10 protein-coding genes are annotated in these 14,852 nt (G+C 69.8%); 2 read left to right on the forward strand and 8 right to left on the reverse strand.

Annotated elements, in window-relative coordinates; all coding sequences use genetic code 11:
- Positions 1–21 precede the first annotated feature (21 nt).
- On the reverse strand, positions 22–426 hold the full coding sequence (locus BDK92_RS16600; protein WP_121162270.1) for a hypothetical protein: 405 nt from the start codon (positions 424–426) through the stop codon (positions 22–24).
- Positions 427–521: 95 nt separating this feature from the next.
- Positions 522–2,999 (reverse strand): serine/threonine protein kinase, encoded by a 2,478-nt coding sequence (locus BDK92_RS16605; RefSeq protein WP_121157534.1) that lies wholly within the window; start codon positions 2,997–2,999, stop codon positions 522–524.
- Between the two features lie 327 nt (positions 3,000–3,326).
- Between BDK92_RS16605 and BDK92_RS16610 the strand changes: the two genes are divergently transcribed.
- Positions 3,327–4,088, forward strand: coding sequence for a crotonase/enoyl-CoA hydratase family protein (locus BDK92_RS16610; RefSeq protein ID WP_121157535.1), 762 nt, complete (start codon positions 3,327–3,329; stop codon positions 4,086–4,088).
- A gap of 97 nt (positions 4,089–4,185) precedes the next feature.
- Here the strand turns inward: BDK92_RS16610 and BDK92_RS16615 are convergent, their stop codons facing one another.
- Positions 4,186–5,283 carry a DUF1996 domain-containing protein gene (locus BDK92_RS16615; RefSeq protein WP_121157536.1) on the reverse strand — a complete coding sequence of 366 codons (1,098 nt, stop codon included), beginning with the start codon at positions 5,281–5,283 and terminating at the stop codon, positions 4,186–4,188.
- Between the two features lie 504 nt (positions 5,284–5,787).
- Complete coding sequence (locus tag BDK92_RS16620) at positions 5,788–6,279, reverse strand: type II toxin-antitoxin system PemK/MazF family toxin (RefSeq protein ID WP_121157537.1); 492 nt, start codon at positions 6,277–6,279, stop codon at positions 5,788–5,790.
- Positions 6,280–6,418: 139 nt separating this feature from the next.
- On the opposite strand from BDK92_RS16620, the gene BDK92_RS16625 reads away from it, so the two are divergent.
- Positions 6,419–6,937, forward strand: coding sequence for a DinB family protein (locus tag BDK92_RS16625; protein WP_121157538.1), 519 nt, complete (start codon positions 6,419–6,421; stop codon positions 6,935–6,937).
- A gap of 61 nt (positions 6,938–6,998) precedes the next feature.
- Here BDK92_RS16625 and BDK92_RS16630 read toward each other — a convergent pair whose 3' ends face one another.
- From BDK92_RS16630 to BDK92_RS16645, 4 genes are all read right to left on the reverse strand, one after another.
- Positions 6,999–8,114, reverse strand: a complete 1,116-nt coding sequence (locus BDK92_RS16630; protein ID WP_246017076.1) for an FAD-dependent monooxygenase — start codon at positions 8,112–8,114, stop codon at positions 6,999–7,001.
- 177 nt (positions 8,115–8,291) lie between these two features.
- Positions 8,292–9,077: a hypothetical protein gene (locus BDK92_RS16635; RefSeq protein WP_121157539.1), complete on the reverse strand. Its 786-nt coding sequence runs from the start codon at positions 9,075–9,077 to the stop codon at positions 8,292–8,294.
- 128 nt (positions 9,078–9,205) lie between these two features.
- Positions 9,206–10,240, reverse strand: a complete 1,035-nt coding sequence (locus BDK92_RS16640; protein ID WP_121157540.1) for a Gfo/Idh/MocA family protein — start codon at positions 10,238–10,240, stop codon at positions 9,206–9,208.
- Between the two features lie 157 nt (positions 10,241–10,397).
- Entirely contained in the window at positions 10,398–14,705 is a 4,308-nt protein-coding gene (locus BDK92_RS16645; RefSeq protein ID WP_121157541.1) for a galactose-binding domain-containing protein, read from the reverse strand.
- Positions 14,706–14,852 lie beyond the last annotated feature (147 nt).

The raw sequence follows: 14,852 nt of genomic DNA on the forward strand, positions 1-14,852 counted from the left end.
CGACGGCCCGGGCAGCACCGCTCAGCCCAGGTCCTTCTCGTCGTCGGCGACCGGACCACCGAGTTCGCCGGTCCCGTACGGGTCGAGCACCTGACGTACGCGCCGCCCCCAACGCTCGTGCGCGGCCTGGCGGCTGATTCCGGCGGCGCGGGCGATCAGCTCCCAGGTCACGCCCCAGCGGCGGAGCCCGATCAGGCTGCCGGTCGGGTCGATGCCGGTCTTCAGCTCGATCCGGAATCGGAGGAGCTGGGCGGCCACCTCCCGTTGGGCGCCGACCGGACTGTCCTGTTCGGCCTGCCACTGGGCGGAGCCCGGCACCGGCCGGCCGCCGAGCAGCAGGTCCGCCTGCTGACTGGCCTCGTTCGCCGCCGCGTGCTCGGCGGCGCGGGCGGCCGGGGTCACGTCCACGGTCAGCGCCGTACTCATCAACTGATCCACTACGTCAAGCTATCCCTGACGAGGCTGCCTGTCCACCATTTTGGAGCGCCCATCCGGCCCCCGCCGCCGACCAGCGCCGGGGCTCAGCCGAGCTGCCACTTCTGATTGGCCTGGCCCGAGCAGTCCCAGATCTGCAGCCGGACGCCGTTGCCGTCCTGCCCGTCGATCACGTCGACACACCTGTCCGCCTGTACGTTGACCAGGTCCTCCGCCCTGTTCAGGGTGAACTTCTGCGACGCGTTGCCGTTGCAGGTGGCGAGGATGACCGCCGTCCCGTTGCTCGTCGAGCGTCCGGCCACGTCGAGGCACTTCCCCAGTGAACGGACCGTACCGTCGCTCGGGAAGGTGAAATGCTGGCCCGCCACATGCGCGCAGCTCCACATCTGCAACCGGACGCCCGAGGTGGCGATGCTGTCCGGGATGTCGATGCACCGCCCGTTGCCCTTGTTGACGATCGCGTCCCCGACCACCGCCGGAGGCTGCTGCTTCGTCGGAGACGGAGGAGCAGGCGGAGGAGCAGCCGGCGGCGCCGGGGTACCTCCCTGCTGTCCGGTGTTTCCCGAATTCGGCGTGGGCGCACCCCCGGGCGGTGGGAGCTGCTGTCCCGCGCTCGGTTGACCTGGCGTCGACTGACCGGGAGCCGGCTGCCCCGGCGCCGACGAGTTCGGCGACGAGGTGACCTGGAAGCCCCCGAGTACCAGCGAAAGGGCATCCTGGCTGCTGGACCAGACGTCGTCCGGGGTGGTCCAGCCGATCGCGTACGCCTGACCGTTGGCGGCGACGAACGTCCGGCTGACCGCGTGCATCCGTACGCCACCCTTCGGGGTGTACGTCCACTCCCACTCGGCGGCCCGTAGGTGATAGACCACCGCATCGATCCGCACCTGGCGGTAGCCGGGGTACCGTCCGCTGCCGCGCTCGGACTTCTCCCGCTCCCGCACCTGGACTACCAGGTCCGGCTTGACCTGACGCACCTCTTCGACGGTCAGGATCCGCGAGCCGTCCGGCTCGCGGAACTCGACCCGGTTGCCGTCACGGTGCGACGGCCACCCGTCCGGTACGAGCAGCGAGAAATTCGGGTTGTCCCGGAAGTAGTGCCAGCCGGCCGCGGGCGGCGGAAGGGTTCTCGACACCGCCGCCTCGGCGAGCACGGATTGACTGTCGAGCGGCGCCGGCTCTGTCCCCGACCCCCTGCCACCGCCGAATTGACCGCTCAGCGAGAGGCCAACCACGAGCACAAGCACCAGTACCGCGACGGCGACCGTTCCGATCATCAGCCCTCGTCGCTGCCGTTTCGGCGGCAGGGCGTCAACGCCGGAGGTGCTGCCGCTCGCGGATTCCTTACGCCCTGCCACCACACCGCCCGGCTTGGCAGCGGGCACCGGCACCGAAGGCGTCGCACTGGTAGCCGGACGGGCTCCGGGCGACGTCCCGGTGCCGGCACCGGTCGTGACCTCGGTTCCGGTGCCGATGTTGGCCGGGGTGCCGCTCCCGGGCGCGCTGCCGGCCCCAGCGTCGGCGGCGGTTCCGCTCGCCAGCGCGGTTCCACTCGCCAGCGCGGTGCCGGCGCCAGCGCCGGTCGAGGTCGGCGCGAATTCCGGCACGACCGGCGGGTAGGGCTCCTCGGCCGGTTCGGTCCCCGTGCCCGGGTTGACCTGGACGCCCGGGCCGCCCGCGCGCGGCAGGCCCGCCGGCACCGCCACCCCTGCCGGACTCACCGGCTCGGGCGGGCGGATCGCGTAGGCGGCGGCGGCCTCGTCCAGCAGACGCTCCGCCTCCTCGGCGTCGATCCGCTGCTCAGGGTCGCGCCGTAACAGTCCTTCGAGCAGACCGGCCAGCAGACCGGCGTGCTGGGCCGGCGGCGGAATCTCCGTGGCAAGCGCGACCAGTGTCGCCATCGCCGAAGACCGGTTGTACGGCGTACGCCCCTCCACCGCGGCGTAGAGCGTCGCGCCGAGCGACCAGAGGTCGGCGGCAGGGCCGACGAGACCATCCGTCGCCCGCTCCGGGGCGAGGTACGCGGGCGAGCCGAGCACCATGCCGGTCCGGGTGACGTGTGGGTCACCGGGCACCGTGGCCAGGCCGAAGTCGGTCAGCACCACCCGACCGTCGTCGGCGAGCAGTACGTTGGCCGGCTTGACGTCCCGGTGCAGTACGCCGGCCCGGTGCGCGGCGCGCAACGCGGCCAGCACGCCCTGTCCGATCCGCGCCACAAGGGCCGGCGGCATCGCGCCCTCGGCCTGGAGGACCTGGTGCAGTGAGCGCGACTGCACGAACTCCATCACGATCCACGGGTCGCCACCGGCGTGCACCACGTCGAAGATGCGCACCACGTTGGCCTGGTCGAGACGGGCGACCGCGCGTGCCTCGCGCATCGAGCGCTCGCGCATCTCGCTACGCTCGTCGTCGGTCAGTCCCGGCGGGGGCACCAACTCCTTGATGGCCACATCCCGTTCGAGTGTCTCGTCACGGGCCTGCCATACGCGGCCCATGCCGCCCTGTCCGAGCGGATGTACCAGTCGGTAGCGGTCGGCGATCAACTGCTGGGGGGCGTCGGGCACGACAGGACCGTACCTGGCGATGTTATCGCTCCCAATTCTCGGGGCCGGCGGATACACGACAGTTGGAACCGTCACACTCGTTTGTGTCACTTTCCGCTCGACAATTCCGGATACATCTCCACTTCCGATGCACCGGCTGTCGCCCATCGCAATGTTACTGATGCGTAGATAGATGTTCGACGATATACATCGACGAAATTCGAATTACCGGCAGCCCGGCCGGCCGGACGGCGCCGACCAGGATCACCGGGCGCCATCCTGCACGACCCGGGTGACACTTTGACGCCACCGGTTCCACAACCGACCGGGCCGGGGCATCCTGGACCGATGGTCGTACGGGTGGAACGCAACGGTCCGGTGACAACGGTGATCCTCGACCGACCGGAACGCCGTAACGCGGTCGACGGACCCACCGCCCGGGCGCTCGCCGACGCGTTCCGTACCTTCGACGCCGACCCCGGAGCCTCCGTCGCGGTGCTCTGGGGTGCCAACGGCACGTTCTGCTCCGGCGCCGACCTCAAGGCCATCGGTACGCCGAGCGGCAACCGGGTCGAACCGGACGGCGACGGCCCGATGGGACCGACCCGGATGCGCCTGAGCAAGCCGGTGCTCGCCGCCATCTCCGGGCACGCGGTCGCCGGCGGCCTGGAACTCGCCCTCTGGTGCGACCTCCGGATCGCCGAAACCGACGCCGTACTCGGTGTCCTCTCCCGACGCTGGGGCGTTCCCCTGATCGACGGCGGCACCGTGCGGCTGCCCCGGCTGATCGGCGAGAGCAGGGCCATGGACCTGATCCTGACCGGCCGCCCGGTGCCGGCCGTCGAGGCGTACGAAATGGGGTTGGTGAACCGCCTGGCGGCCCCGGGCGCCGCGCGGACCGAGGCGGAGGAGCTCGCCGCCCAGCTCGCCGATGTCCCGCAGACCTGCCTGCGCAACGACCGGCTCGCCCTGCTCTCCGGTGCCGGCCGACCGGAACCGGACGCACTCGCCACCGAACTCCGGTACGGCGTGCAGTCACTCGCCGCTGACGCCGCCGACGGCGCGGCCCGGTTCGCCGCCGGGGCCGGCCGACACGGCACGCCCGCCTGAACCAACGGGCGGTACGCACACACGAAGACGGCGGACGACTCCCCGGGATCGGGGAACCGTCCGCCGCCGTCTGGTGGCGCGGGGGGTGGCCGTGAGCCTAGAAGTTACCGGCCGAGTTGCACTTCGCCTTCTGGTTCAGACAGTTGCGGACCCGGGACGCCAGGGCGTCGTCCTCCCACGCGTTGAAGAAGTCGGCGTGCATCGAGAAGGAGGTGCCGGACGCCAGGGTGATGCCGTCGGTGTTCGCGCTCAGCGGGTAGCCGATGACAAACGACACCGAGGGAATCGGCACCGGGTGGCTCTTCGGGCAGGCGCCGGTGTGGTCACCGTTCGCCACGTGCGCCTTGTGGTCGGGGCTGTCCAGGTGCTTGCCGTCCCAGCAGTCCGGGAAGGTGATCTGGCGGACGATGTGCGCGGTCGGGGCGCAGACCGGGAAGGTCTTGTCGGCACTGCGGCCGACCTCACCGCCGATGCCGGCGCACCAGAAGTGGTTGCCCTGCTTGTCCGGGGTGTCGACCTGGTTCTTCGCATCACCGGTGATCATGCGGAAGCCGAACGGGAACGGCTGCGTCTTGCTCGGGTCCTTGAGCCGGGATCCGTAGTAGACGGTCACGTCCTCGGGGTCGACGACCTTGCCGTTCTGGTACATGGTCGGCACCCAGTAGGCGGAGCGGTCCTGGGGCGAGTTGCAGGTGGTCGGCGCGGAGGCCCGCAGCGAATCGGCGGTCGACTTGGCATTGGTCGACTTGTTGCCCCAGAACGTGTGGTTGTGCGAGGCGCCCACCAGACCCGGCAGCACGATCGGGTCGTCACTGTTGTGGTGGCTGGTCTTGCAGCCGACGTTGAACTCGGCGACCCGGACCGGGTTACCGGTCACCGGCTTCGGCGTACGCGCGAAGAAAGCCCTGGTCGCGGCGGCCTGAGCGGCCGCGTCGACGGTGATCCAGCCACCGGACGAGGTGGGCGGCGGTGCGGCGGTGGTGGAGGGGGCGTTCGGACCGCTGCCCGGAGCCGAGGGGCTCGGCGAGGCGGAGCCGCCGGGCGTGGCCGAGGGGCCACCGGGGGTGGCGGACGGGTCGGTGGGGCCGGTAGAGCCCATGCCGGCCGAGCCGGACGGTCCGGACGCGCCGGGCGTGGTCGGCACTTCCTTGCAGCCACCGGCGAGCGCGACGCTCAGCAGCAGCAGTGCGGTCACGGACCGACGTTGTCTGGGGGTGGGTCGCAAATTCATCTGGGGGCACACCTTTCTTCCGAGCAGGAAGACTACGAGTGTGCGGGTACGTTATTCGAGCCGGAACGATTATTTCTGCCTTAAATCTCGTCTCGACACCTACCAGATCGGCTTACAAAAATCGCCGGACTGTCGGACGGATCTCTTTTCCCTAATCTTTGCCTAAAAACCGTAATGGGCGGCTCGTCAGCCACTCCGGAGAGGCGTCACGACTCGGCGAGCAGGGCTCGGACCAGCGCCACCTCGGGCAGAGTACGCCGATACGACACACCTGGGCGATCCCATCCGTCGGAGAATGCCCGCCTTTCGCCGACCGTACGTGCGATTCGCGTCAACGCCCGTCCACTCCGGACCCGTCCGCCCACCTCACCGATTCGTACAACCATTCAGCCGTCCGTGCACCGTGGACGGACAGGAATGGACGGTTCGGTTCGGGTCCGGCCCCCTCACCGGACCCGCCCGATACCGTCAGCGCCAGCCGTACGTGGCGCGCAGTGCCTCGCTGACCCGCTCGAAGCGGGCCCGGTCGAGCACCGCACCCTCGCGGCGGATGCTGTCCTCGCGCATCGTCAGCACCCGGTCGAGCCGCAGGAAACTCGGCCGGTTGTCCCGGTCCCACTCGCCGGGTCCGAGCGCGAACCAGTGCCGCTGGCCGTGGCGCTCGCTCTGGCTGGAGAGCATCAGGCCGTACAGGGTGCGGCTCTGCCGGCCGACGACCAGTACGGGACGGTCCTTGCCCTGACGCGGATCGTCCTCGTACGGCACCCAGGTCCAGACAATCTCGCCCGGATCGGCCTGCCCGTCCAGCTCCGGTGCGTACGCCAACTCTCGCCGTTGCAGCGCCGCGAGCTGGCGCCGCCGCGCGACCTGGGCGGGTATGGAACCCGGAGTGGGGGTGGCGGACCGTCGCCTGGCTATCTGTCCGACCCGCGTTGCCACGTTCCTCAAGAGATTTGCCACGCCGGGCACCCTACCCCCGGGCCCAGCACCCGCTCCCGCTCGTCCGCGAGGGGGTGGTGCTCCTCCCAGCGCGTGTTCCGGAGAGTGTCGGTGGGCTGCTTTACCTTGGGTCATCGGACCGAAACCGAGAGGTGACAACATGACCACGCCCACCAGCATCCTCACCGGGGAGCGCGCGGACCTGCTCGAAGCCCTGGGCAAACAGCGCTACTTCCTCCGCTACCCGACGCGGGACCTCACCGACGAGCAGGCGGCGCTGTGCACCACCGCGAGCGAACTGTCCCTGGGCGGCCTGATCAAACACGTGACCCTGACGGAGCGGGGCTGGGCACGGTTCATGGTCGGCGGCGCCGAGGCGATGGAGCGCCGGGACGAGGACGAGCCCGCCGAGTGGGCGGACACCTTCAGGATGGTGGACGGCGAAACGCTCGCCGGCCTGCTCGACACGTACGAGCAGGTGGCGCGGGAGACCGACGAACTGATCGCCACGCTCGACCTGGACCTGTCCCACCCGCTACCGGAGGCACCCTGGTTCGAGCCGGGCAAAACCTGGTCGGTACGGCGGGTGGTGGCACATCTCATCGCCGAGACCGCCCAGCACGCCGGTCACGCGGACATCATCCGTGAATCGCTCGACGGCGCGAAGAGCATGGGCTGAACCGGCGCGGACAACTTGTCGGGCCGGTCAGCCGGCGAGCCGGTCAGGGCTGACGGAACGGTCAGGGCTGGCGGAGGAGCGGGGCGTAGTTGGCCCGGAACATCCGCCGGCCGATCGCGGACATGACCGTGTCCCGCAGCACCGGTGCGAGCCCGAGGGCGTGGTCCCGGCGGTGAGTCTGGCCGAGCACCCAGTCCGTACGCGGGCGGCGGCGCTGTTCGTACCCGCGCAGCGCCTCGGCGACCGTACCTGCCGTACGCAGGAACTCGGCCAGCACGAGCGCGTCCTCCAACGCCATCGCGGCGCCCTGCGCCATGTTCGGCGAGGTGGCGTGCGCGGCGTCACCGATCAGCAGGATGCCGCCCCGGGTCCACGAGTCGAGCACGACCTCGCGGTTCGGCCCGGCGTACACGGCGTCGGCCCCGGCGTCGTCCAGTGCGCTCAGTAGCGTCGCCGCCGGCTCACCGAACCCGGCCCGTACCTCGTCCCGCCAACCGGGTCGATCGCCGCCCCGGCCGGCGTTGTAGTAGCAGTAGACCTGGTCGGCGCTGATCGGAATGGTCAGGAACTGGGTTCCCGGTCCGAACCTCACCGACCAGACCGGTTCGGCGTCGAGGCGAGGAGCGAGAAAGCGGTAGGCGTACTGGTCGAGGGAACGCGGCTGCGCCCCGTCGAAGGCCAACTGTCGTACGGTCGAGTTCACCCCGTCGGCACCGATCACCAAGTCGTAACGCTCGGTGCTGCCGTCGTCGAACCCGACCGCGACCCGGTCCCCCTCGGGGACCAGCGTCACCGGGTGCCGACCCCAGCGGACCGGTTGCTCCTCGATGCCGGCAAGCAGCACCCGATGCAGTTCCGCGCGGTGCAGCGAGAGGCAGGGGCCCACGCCGCGCCACAGTTGCGCCACGTCGACCTCGAACAGACGGCGGCCCCGGCTGTTCGCGGTCCGCTGCCGCTCGATCTCCACGGCCGCCTCGGCGACCGGCTTGAACAGGCCCAGCGTCCTCAGCGCGCGGGCCGCGTTGCCGGGCAGGTAGAGGCCGGTTCCGGTGGTGGTGAGGCCGGCCGAGCGCTCGACCAGGTCGATCGTCGCTCCCCAGTCACGCAACGCCCTGACGGTCGCCAGACCGGCGATGCCGGCGCCGACGACCAGTACCCGGATACCGCGACCTCGCACGTCCAGCCCCCCACTTCTGCCGACCGGCGGTCCCCGCACTGAGTGCCCGCTGGGCCGCCGGGGCCACTGTAGGGCGGAACCGGTTTCCGGAGCCCAGCCGAGTGAGCATGGTCTCGACCCGAGGGCCGGTCGCCGGACCCGCAGGTCCCGGTGTCCCGGTCAGCCCGGTCAGCCCGGTCAGCCCGGTACGACGCCGGGGCCGAGAATCCAGCGCAGGACGTACGTCAGCATGGTGAGCGCGATCCCGAGGCCGATGCCGATCAGGAAGCCGTCGTAGCCGCGCGCACGCTTCCAGCCCGGCGCCTCGACGCCGGGCAACCTCGGCGCCAGTGCCGCGCGCGGGTCGGGCCGCCACCGTTCCCGTCCCACCCAGGCAAGCACCCCAAGCCCGTACGGGACCAGCGAGATCCAGAACCAGAACCACCTGGTGCCGTGGACCGGAGCCGGCCCGGGGACCAGGGCGAACAGGAACACCACCATCGCCACCACGGCGGTCGACTGGGCGGCAAACCCGATCCAGTGCAGGCTGATTCCGCTACCTCCGCGTCCCACCGCCGACGTCAGGTCCGCGATCAGGCGGCGTTGTGGCCGGGGGTTGTCGACGGACCGGTTGCCCGACTGGTCGACCGGGTCCTGTGGACCGGCGTCGGTGTAGCGGACCCGACCGGACTTCGTCGTCCAGGCCACCATGCTGCCGCCGCGGTCGCCCTGCATCGCGGGGGGCGCCCCCCAGAAGTCGCCGGAGCGCATGCCCCAGCCCGTCTCGACGGAGGTCACCGCACCGGCGGCGATGTCCCGTCGCGCCTGGTCCGCGTCAACCGGACGAGGTGCCGACCACCAGGCCAACATGGCCCAGGAGACCCAGAGCAGCACGACGAATCCGCCCACGGTGGGCGTGAACCGGGCCCGCCCCTCGCCTGATCGTGGCCGCCAGCACGGCGCCACCGAACCGAACGACATCATGCGGACCCCATCCCCGGTGGGCTTCCAGACATCGGTCAGCGTCTCATGACCATGCTTGTCGGCACGCCCCGCCAGGCAGGGCGTACGGCGGCGGCGTGCTGGCGGCGGCGGCGCCGACGGAACCCCCGCTAGAGGTCGAGCAGTCGGCCCTCGATCGCGCTGGTCCGGGCCGCGGCGAGCACCTCCAGGCTGGCGACCGCGTCCCACGGGTCGACCGGCACCGGGCCGGCACCGCGTACGGCGGCGGCGAAGGCCGGGTAGAACGTGTCCCACCGGCCCCGTTCGGTCGGCACGGAGTTCCGGGTCGCGCCGACCTGGAGCCGACCCCAGCGCGACTCGGGCTCGACCCCCCAGCGCTCGCCCTCGGTGGCCGGTGACCGACCCGCGATCAGGTCGTCCTCCTGCCCGCCGGAGCCCTCGATGACGTAGCTGCCGGTGGTGCCGGTGACCCGGAACCGTGGGCCGGGCGCACCCTGGACCCAACTGCCCCAGAGCTGGGAACGTACGCCGCCGACGTGCTCCAGCGCGACGAAGAAGTCGTCGTCGAGGCCCCCGAGGTCGTCCCGTACCCGCATCTCGGCGTAGACCCGGGCGACCGGGCCGAAGAGCAGCATCGCCTGGTCGACCAGGTGGCTGCCGAAGTCGAGCAGGGTGCCACCGCCCGCCGCCGGGGGACCCGGGTCCGGGGAGAACCGCTCGAACCGCGACTCGAAGCGGGTGACCGTGCCCAGCTCCCCGTCCGCGATGAGCCGACGTACGGTCAGCAGGTCCGCGTCCCAGCGACGGTTCTGGTAGACGCTCAGCACGACACCGGAGCGCTCGGCCAGTTCCACCGTCTCCCGCGCCGACGCAGGGTCCAGCGCGAACGGCTTGTCGACCACGACCGCCAGCCCCATCCGGATCGCCTCCTGGGCCAGCGGCACGTGGGTGTCCGCCGGGGTGGAGATCGCGACCGCCTCCACACCCGCCTCCACCAGGGCCGCCAACGAGTCGTACGCGGACGTGCCGGGCTGGTCCCGGGCCAGTTCGTCCCGGCGTGACGGGGCCGTGGTCACCACCCCGACCAGCTCACATCCGGGGGCCGAGGCGATCAGGGGGGCGTGGAAGTACCGCCCACCGAAGCCGTACCCCACAAGTCCGAACCGTACCGCTGATGTCGACATGAAATGATCATATGACTGGCCGTGTGACCAGGGGCGGGGCTCCGGACAGTGGTCGAACTTCGGTGGCTTGGACATGACAGTGCCGCCGGGAGAACGAGCCTCCCGGCGGCGCTGTCACCAGTTACCTGCTACCGCCTGTCGACGTACCGCGTCACCCTCACGGGTTGACGGTGATGGTGAAGGTCGACGTGGTGTTCCGGATGTTCTGGAAGTTGTTGCTGAACCGGACATTGTTGAAGGTGGCCGACCCGACCGCCGGTCCCTGACCGGGCTCGGGCAGCTCGTTCGCCCAGATGCCGAAACCGGACTTGGCGTCGAAGGCGTCACCGCTCTTCTGCGCGCCGCTGATGGAGATGTTGTTGAAGACGGTGTCGGTCACCGCCTGGGTGGCCTGACCACCGCTGTAGTTCGACTGGAACATGATGCCGTGGTACGTCGGATCGACGATGTCCACGTTGTTTATGCGGATGGCGCGTAGCTCCTTGGACGCGGCAAAGATCCAGATCGCCGGGAAGGTCTGCGAGCCCCAGAAGTGACCACCGGCCCGGACGATCGAGGCGTTCTCGATCGTCGTGAGCCCCGGACCGAACCCGATGAACGGGTAACCGAAGTCGAGCGAGCTGACCGTGATGCCGGAATAGGTCAACATGTCGGCGATGTACATGTTACGGAAGATGTTGTTCTGTCCGCCGTACACCGCCACACCCGCCGCACGCCAGGTCAGCGTGGCGGTCAGGTTCTCGAACACGTTGCCGGTGTTGGCACCGCCACCGCTGTCGGTCGCGGAGAAGAGCGCGAACGCGTCGTCACCGTTGGTCCGACCCTCGACGTTGCTGATCAGGTTGTTGTTGCTGCCGTTGGTCATGTTCGTGCCATCGGCGTACGTGTTCCGGATCCGGGAGTTCTTGATCGTGGTGTTGGTGACCCCCAGGCCCCAGAACATGCACATCTGGTGCTCCACCCAGATGTTGTCGAACGTCATGTTCGAGGTACGGGCGAAGTTGAACACCTTGCCCGGCCCGTCGTTACGGGAGGTGTAGTTCCCGAAGTACGAGAAACCGGTGAAGCTCGACCCGTTCGCCGACGCCTGGGCGTCGAAGCCGACATCGGTGTTCTCCTGGTTCGCCGGTGCGGCGAACCGGGTGTACCAGGGGCCGGCGCCGACGATCTGGAGCGCCTTGCCGGACACGTTGAACTTCGACTGCGTCTGGTAGGTGCCCGCCGGCAGGTAGACGCCGATCAGGTTGGCGTCCTGCCGGGCCCGGTCCAGGGCGTTCTGTACGTCCTGGTGGGTGAAACCGGTCGGCACCGCGAACCGGGCCGGGTCCGGATTCGCCACCGCGGCCACCAGCTCCGTGTTGATGAAGTCGATCGCGTACGTGGTGGTGTTCGCGGCGTCCTTCTGGAGCTTGATCCTGCTGCCCGCCGGGATGGTGGCGTCCAGGAAGATGTTCGCCTCGTCGTAGATGTGCCGGGGCGAACCCGACCCCGGGGAGTTGTTCGGGCTGGCCTCGGCCCCGTAGAGCCAGATGTACTTCGAGGTCAGCGGGATCGCCTTGTGGAACACGTTGTCGACGTAGACGTTGAGCGTGGAGTTGATCCCGCCACCACCCGGCGCGTCCGGGATGGAGAAGCGGGTGACCAGCGTGTTCGTGCTCGCCTTGGTGGTGAACTCGACGAAGTTGCCGGTCGAGTTCAGGGTCACCGCGCGGCGGCCGGAAGCCTCACCGGCAAGGTCGCCGATAATCCGGTTCGGCCCGACAACCTGTGCGCCGCCGCCGACGAGCCCGTCCTCCGCCTCGTACATCTCGTACGGCAGGTTCGCCCCACGACCGACGAAGAACCCGGTGGTGCTGGTGTTGTTGACCCGCTTCACCGGCAGCTCGTTTGCGTCGTCGGCGAGTACGACGCGGACGTCGTAGCGACCGTTCACGGCGGTCCAGGTGCCGAGGTTGACCGGGGCGGTGGTGGCACCGGCCGCGATCGTGCCGGTGTAGGAACCGGTCAGGGTACGCAGCACCGCGCCGTTGGTCGGATTTACCACGGTGAGCGTGATGCCGTGGGCGCCACCGGCGGAGGCGACCGTGCCCTGGTTCCTGATCGCCACCGTGAAGGTGACCGTGTTACCGGCGGCCGGGTTGCTCGGCGACCAGGCCACCGGCGAGACGACCAGGTCGGAGCTGGCCACCGGCGAGACGACCAGCGACGACGGGTTGGTGAAGCTGTTGTTCGCGTCGTTCTGCTCGATCACCGTGTTGGCCTCGTCGACCTTGGCGCTCAGCGGGTAGGTTCCCGCGTTGCGCGGACCGACGTTCGCGGTGACCGTGGTGGCGGCACCCGCCGCCAGCCCGCCGACCGAGGCGGTGCCGGCGAGCGTCGTACCCAGGTAGAAGTTGACGTTGCTCGCGGGTGAGGCGGCGCTCCCGGCGTTGCGGACCGTGGCCGAGAGGGTGACCGCGTCGGTCTCGACCGGCGAGGCCGGGGTGAACGCCATCCCGGTGATGGTCAGGTCCGGGTTCGGCGCGGGTACGCCGATGATCTGGATCTCGGCGACCTGCCCGCCCGGCGCGCCACTGTTCGAGGCGATGGAGAGCCGGACGTCAGCGACCGTGGCGCTGACCGGGATGGTCACCGTGTTCCCCGTCGCCGGGCTGAAGCTGTAACCCTGCGCACCGGAGATGCTGGTGAACGAGGTGCTGCTCTGCTCCCGGCCAAGCACCTGGATGTTCTGCGTACGCGGACCCCAGGCGGCGTCCGGGTTCAGCTTCACCACGATCTGGTTGACCGTGGCGTTCGAGCCCAGTGCGACGGTCAGCACGCTCGGGAAGTTGTTCCCCTCCCAGTAGGTGGCGACGTTGTTGTCGTTCGCGTTCGTCGGCACGAAGGTGAAGGTCGACCCCGAGGCGGTGACCGGCTTGCCGACTGCCAGGTTCGAGCCACCGGGGGTGCTTCCGCTACGGGTCACCGTGTTGCTGTTGCCCGACTGGTTCCCGGCCGCGTCCTTCGCCCGTACGTAGTACGACACCGTCGCCGTCGCCGGCTGGCTGTCGGTGTACGTCAACACGTTCCCGGCGACACTCGCCCGCACCGAACCGTTGGCGTAGACGTCGTACCCGGTCACGCCCACGTTGTCGCTCGACGCACCCCAGGCCAGGCGGATCTGCCCCGACCCCGGCTCGGTGAAGGTGAGGTTCCCGGGCACGGTCGGCGCCTGGTTGTCCCCACCCGGTGTGCCGGTACGGGTCACCGTGTTGCTGTTGCCCGACTGGTTCCCGGCCGCGTCCTTCGCCCGTACGTAGTACGACACCGTCGCCGTCGCCGGCTGGCTGTCGGTGTACGTCAACACGTTCCCGGCCACGCTGGTGCGCAGCGTGCCGTTCGCGTAGACGTCGTACCCGGTCACGCCCACGTTGTCGCTCGACGCACCCCAGGCCAGCCGAATCTGCCCCGACCCCGGCTCGGTGAAGGTGAGGTTCCCCGGCGCGGTCGGCGCCTGGGTGTCACCCTCCGTCGGCCCGTACACCTCGAACTCGGAGAGCTGCCCGGCCGGCCAGCCGGTGTTGCCGGTGATGTTCAGCCGCACGTACCGGGCGGTGGCGGCGTTGAAGTTGATCGTCACGGTGTTGCCGGTGGCCGGGTTGAAGGTGTACCCGGCCGACGCGACGATGGTGGAGAACGGCCCACCGCTGTTGTTGCTGCCCTGCACGCTGAGCGTCTGCGTACGGGTCTGCCAGGCGGAAGCCGGCGGCAGCTTCAGCACCACCCGGTTCACGCTGACGGCCGCGCCGAGGTCGGCCTGGATCCACTGCGGGAACGCGTTGTTGGCGCTCTCCCAGTAGGTGTTGGCGTTGCCGTCGTTCGCGTTGCCCGCCCCGTACACGTCGGCGAAGCTGCTCGCGGTCAACGACACCACCGCCGCCGCCGCGAGGTTGACGTTCGAGACCGCCGCCTGGTGCACCTCCAGTTCGGCGAGCTGTGCGGCGGCGGCCCCGCTGTTGGCGGTGACGTCGGCCCGGACGTACCGGGTGGTGGTGGCCGGGAACTTGACGGTCACCAGGTTCCCCGCCGACGGGCTGAAGGTGTAGCTCGCCGAGCCGACGATGGTGCTGTACGACGTACCGTCGGGGCTGCCCTGGATGGCGAGCGTCTGGGTCCGCTTCGACCAGCCCTTGGGCAGCTTCAACGTGACCCGGTCGATGCTGGCGCTGCCGCCGAGGTCGACCGTGGCGGCCTGCGGGAAGGCACCGCTGCCCTGCCAGTAACTGTCCTGGTCACCATCTTTGATCTTGGCGGCGTCGTGGCCGGCGACGGCACTGGTCGCCGCGGCCCTGCCGGCGGCGAGGTTGGTCGGGCTCGTCTGATCGACGGGCGCGGCTGATGCTGGCAGGGCTGGCGCGAGCGACACGACCAGTCCGGTCGCGAGCGTCGCCGCCAGCGGACGCCAGGGGACGGGGTTGGTTCTCATTGCGTTCCTCCAACTTCGGGCTGGAACGTCAGATGGGGGTGATGGTGCGAAAGCCCTACGGGCCGACGGGACGGGCAGACATCACCCGCACCCGATTGGTACCGGCGGGAGGTAAGGAAGGGCCCCTTGTTATCGCTTTCCGTTGTA

Origin of the sequence: Micromonospora pisi, from assembly GCF_003633685.1 — a bacterium.
In the GTDB taxonomy this organism is placed as follows: domain Bacteria; phylum Actinomycetota; class Actinomycetes; order Mycobacteriales; family Micromonosporaceae; genus Micromonospora_G; species Micromonospora_G pisi.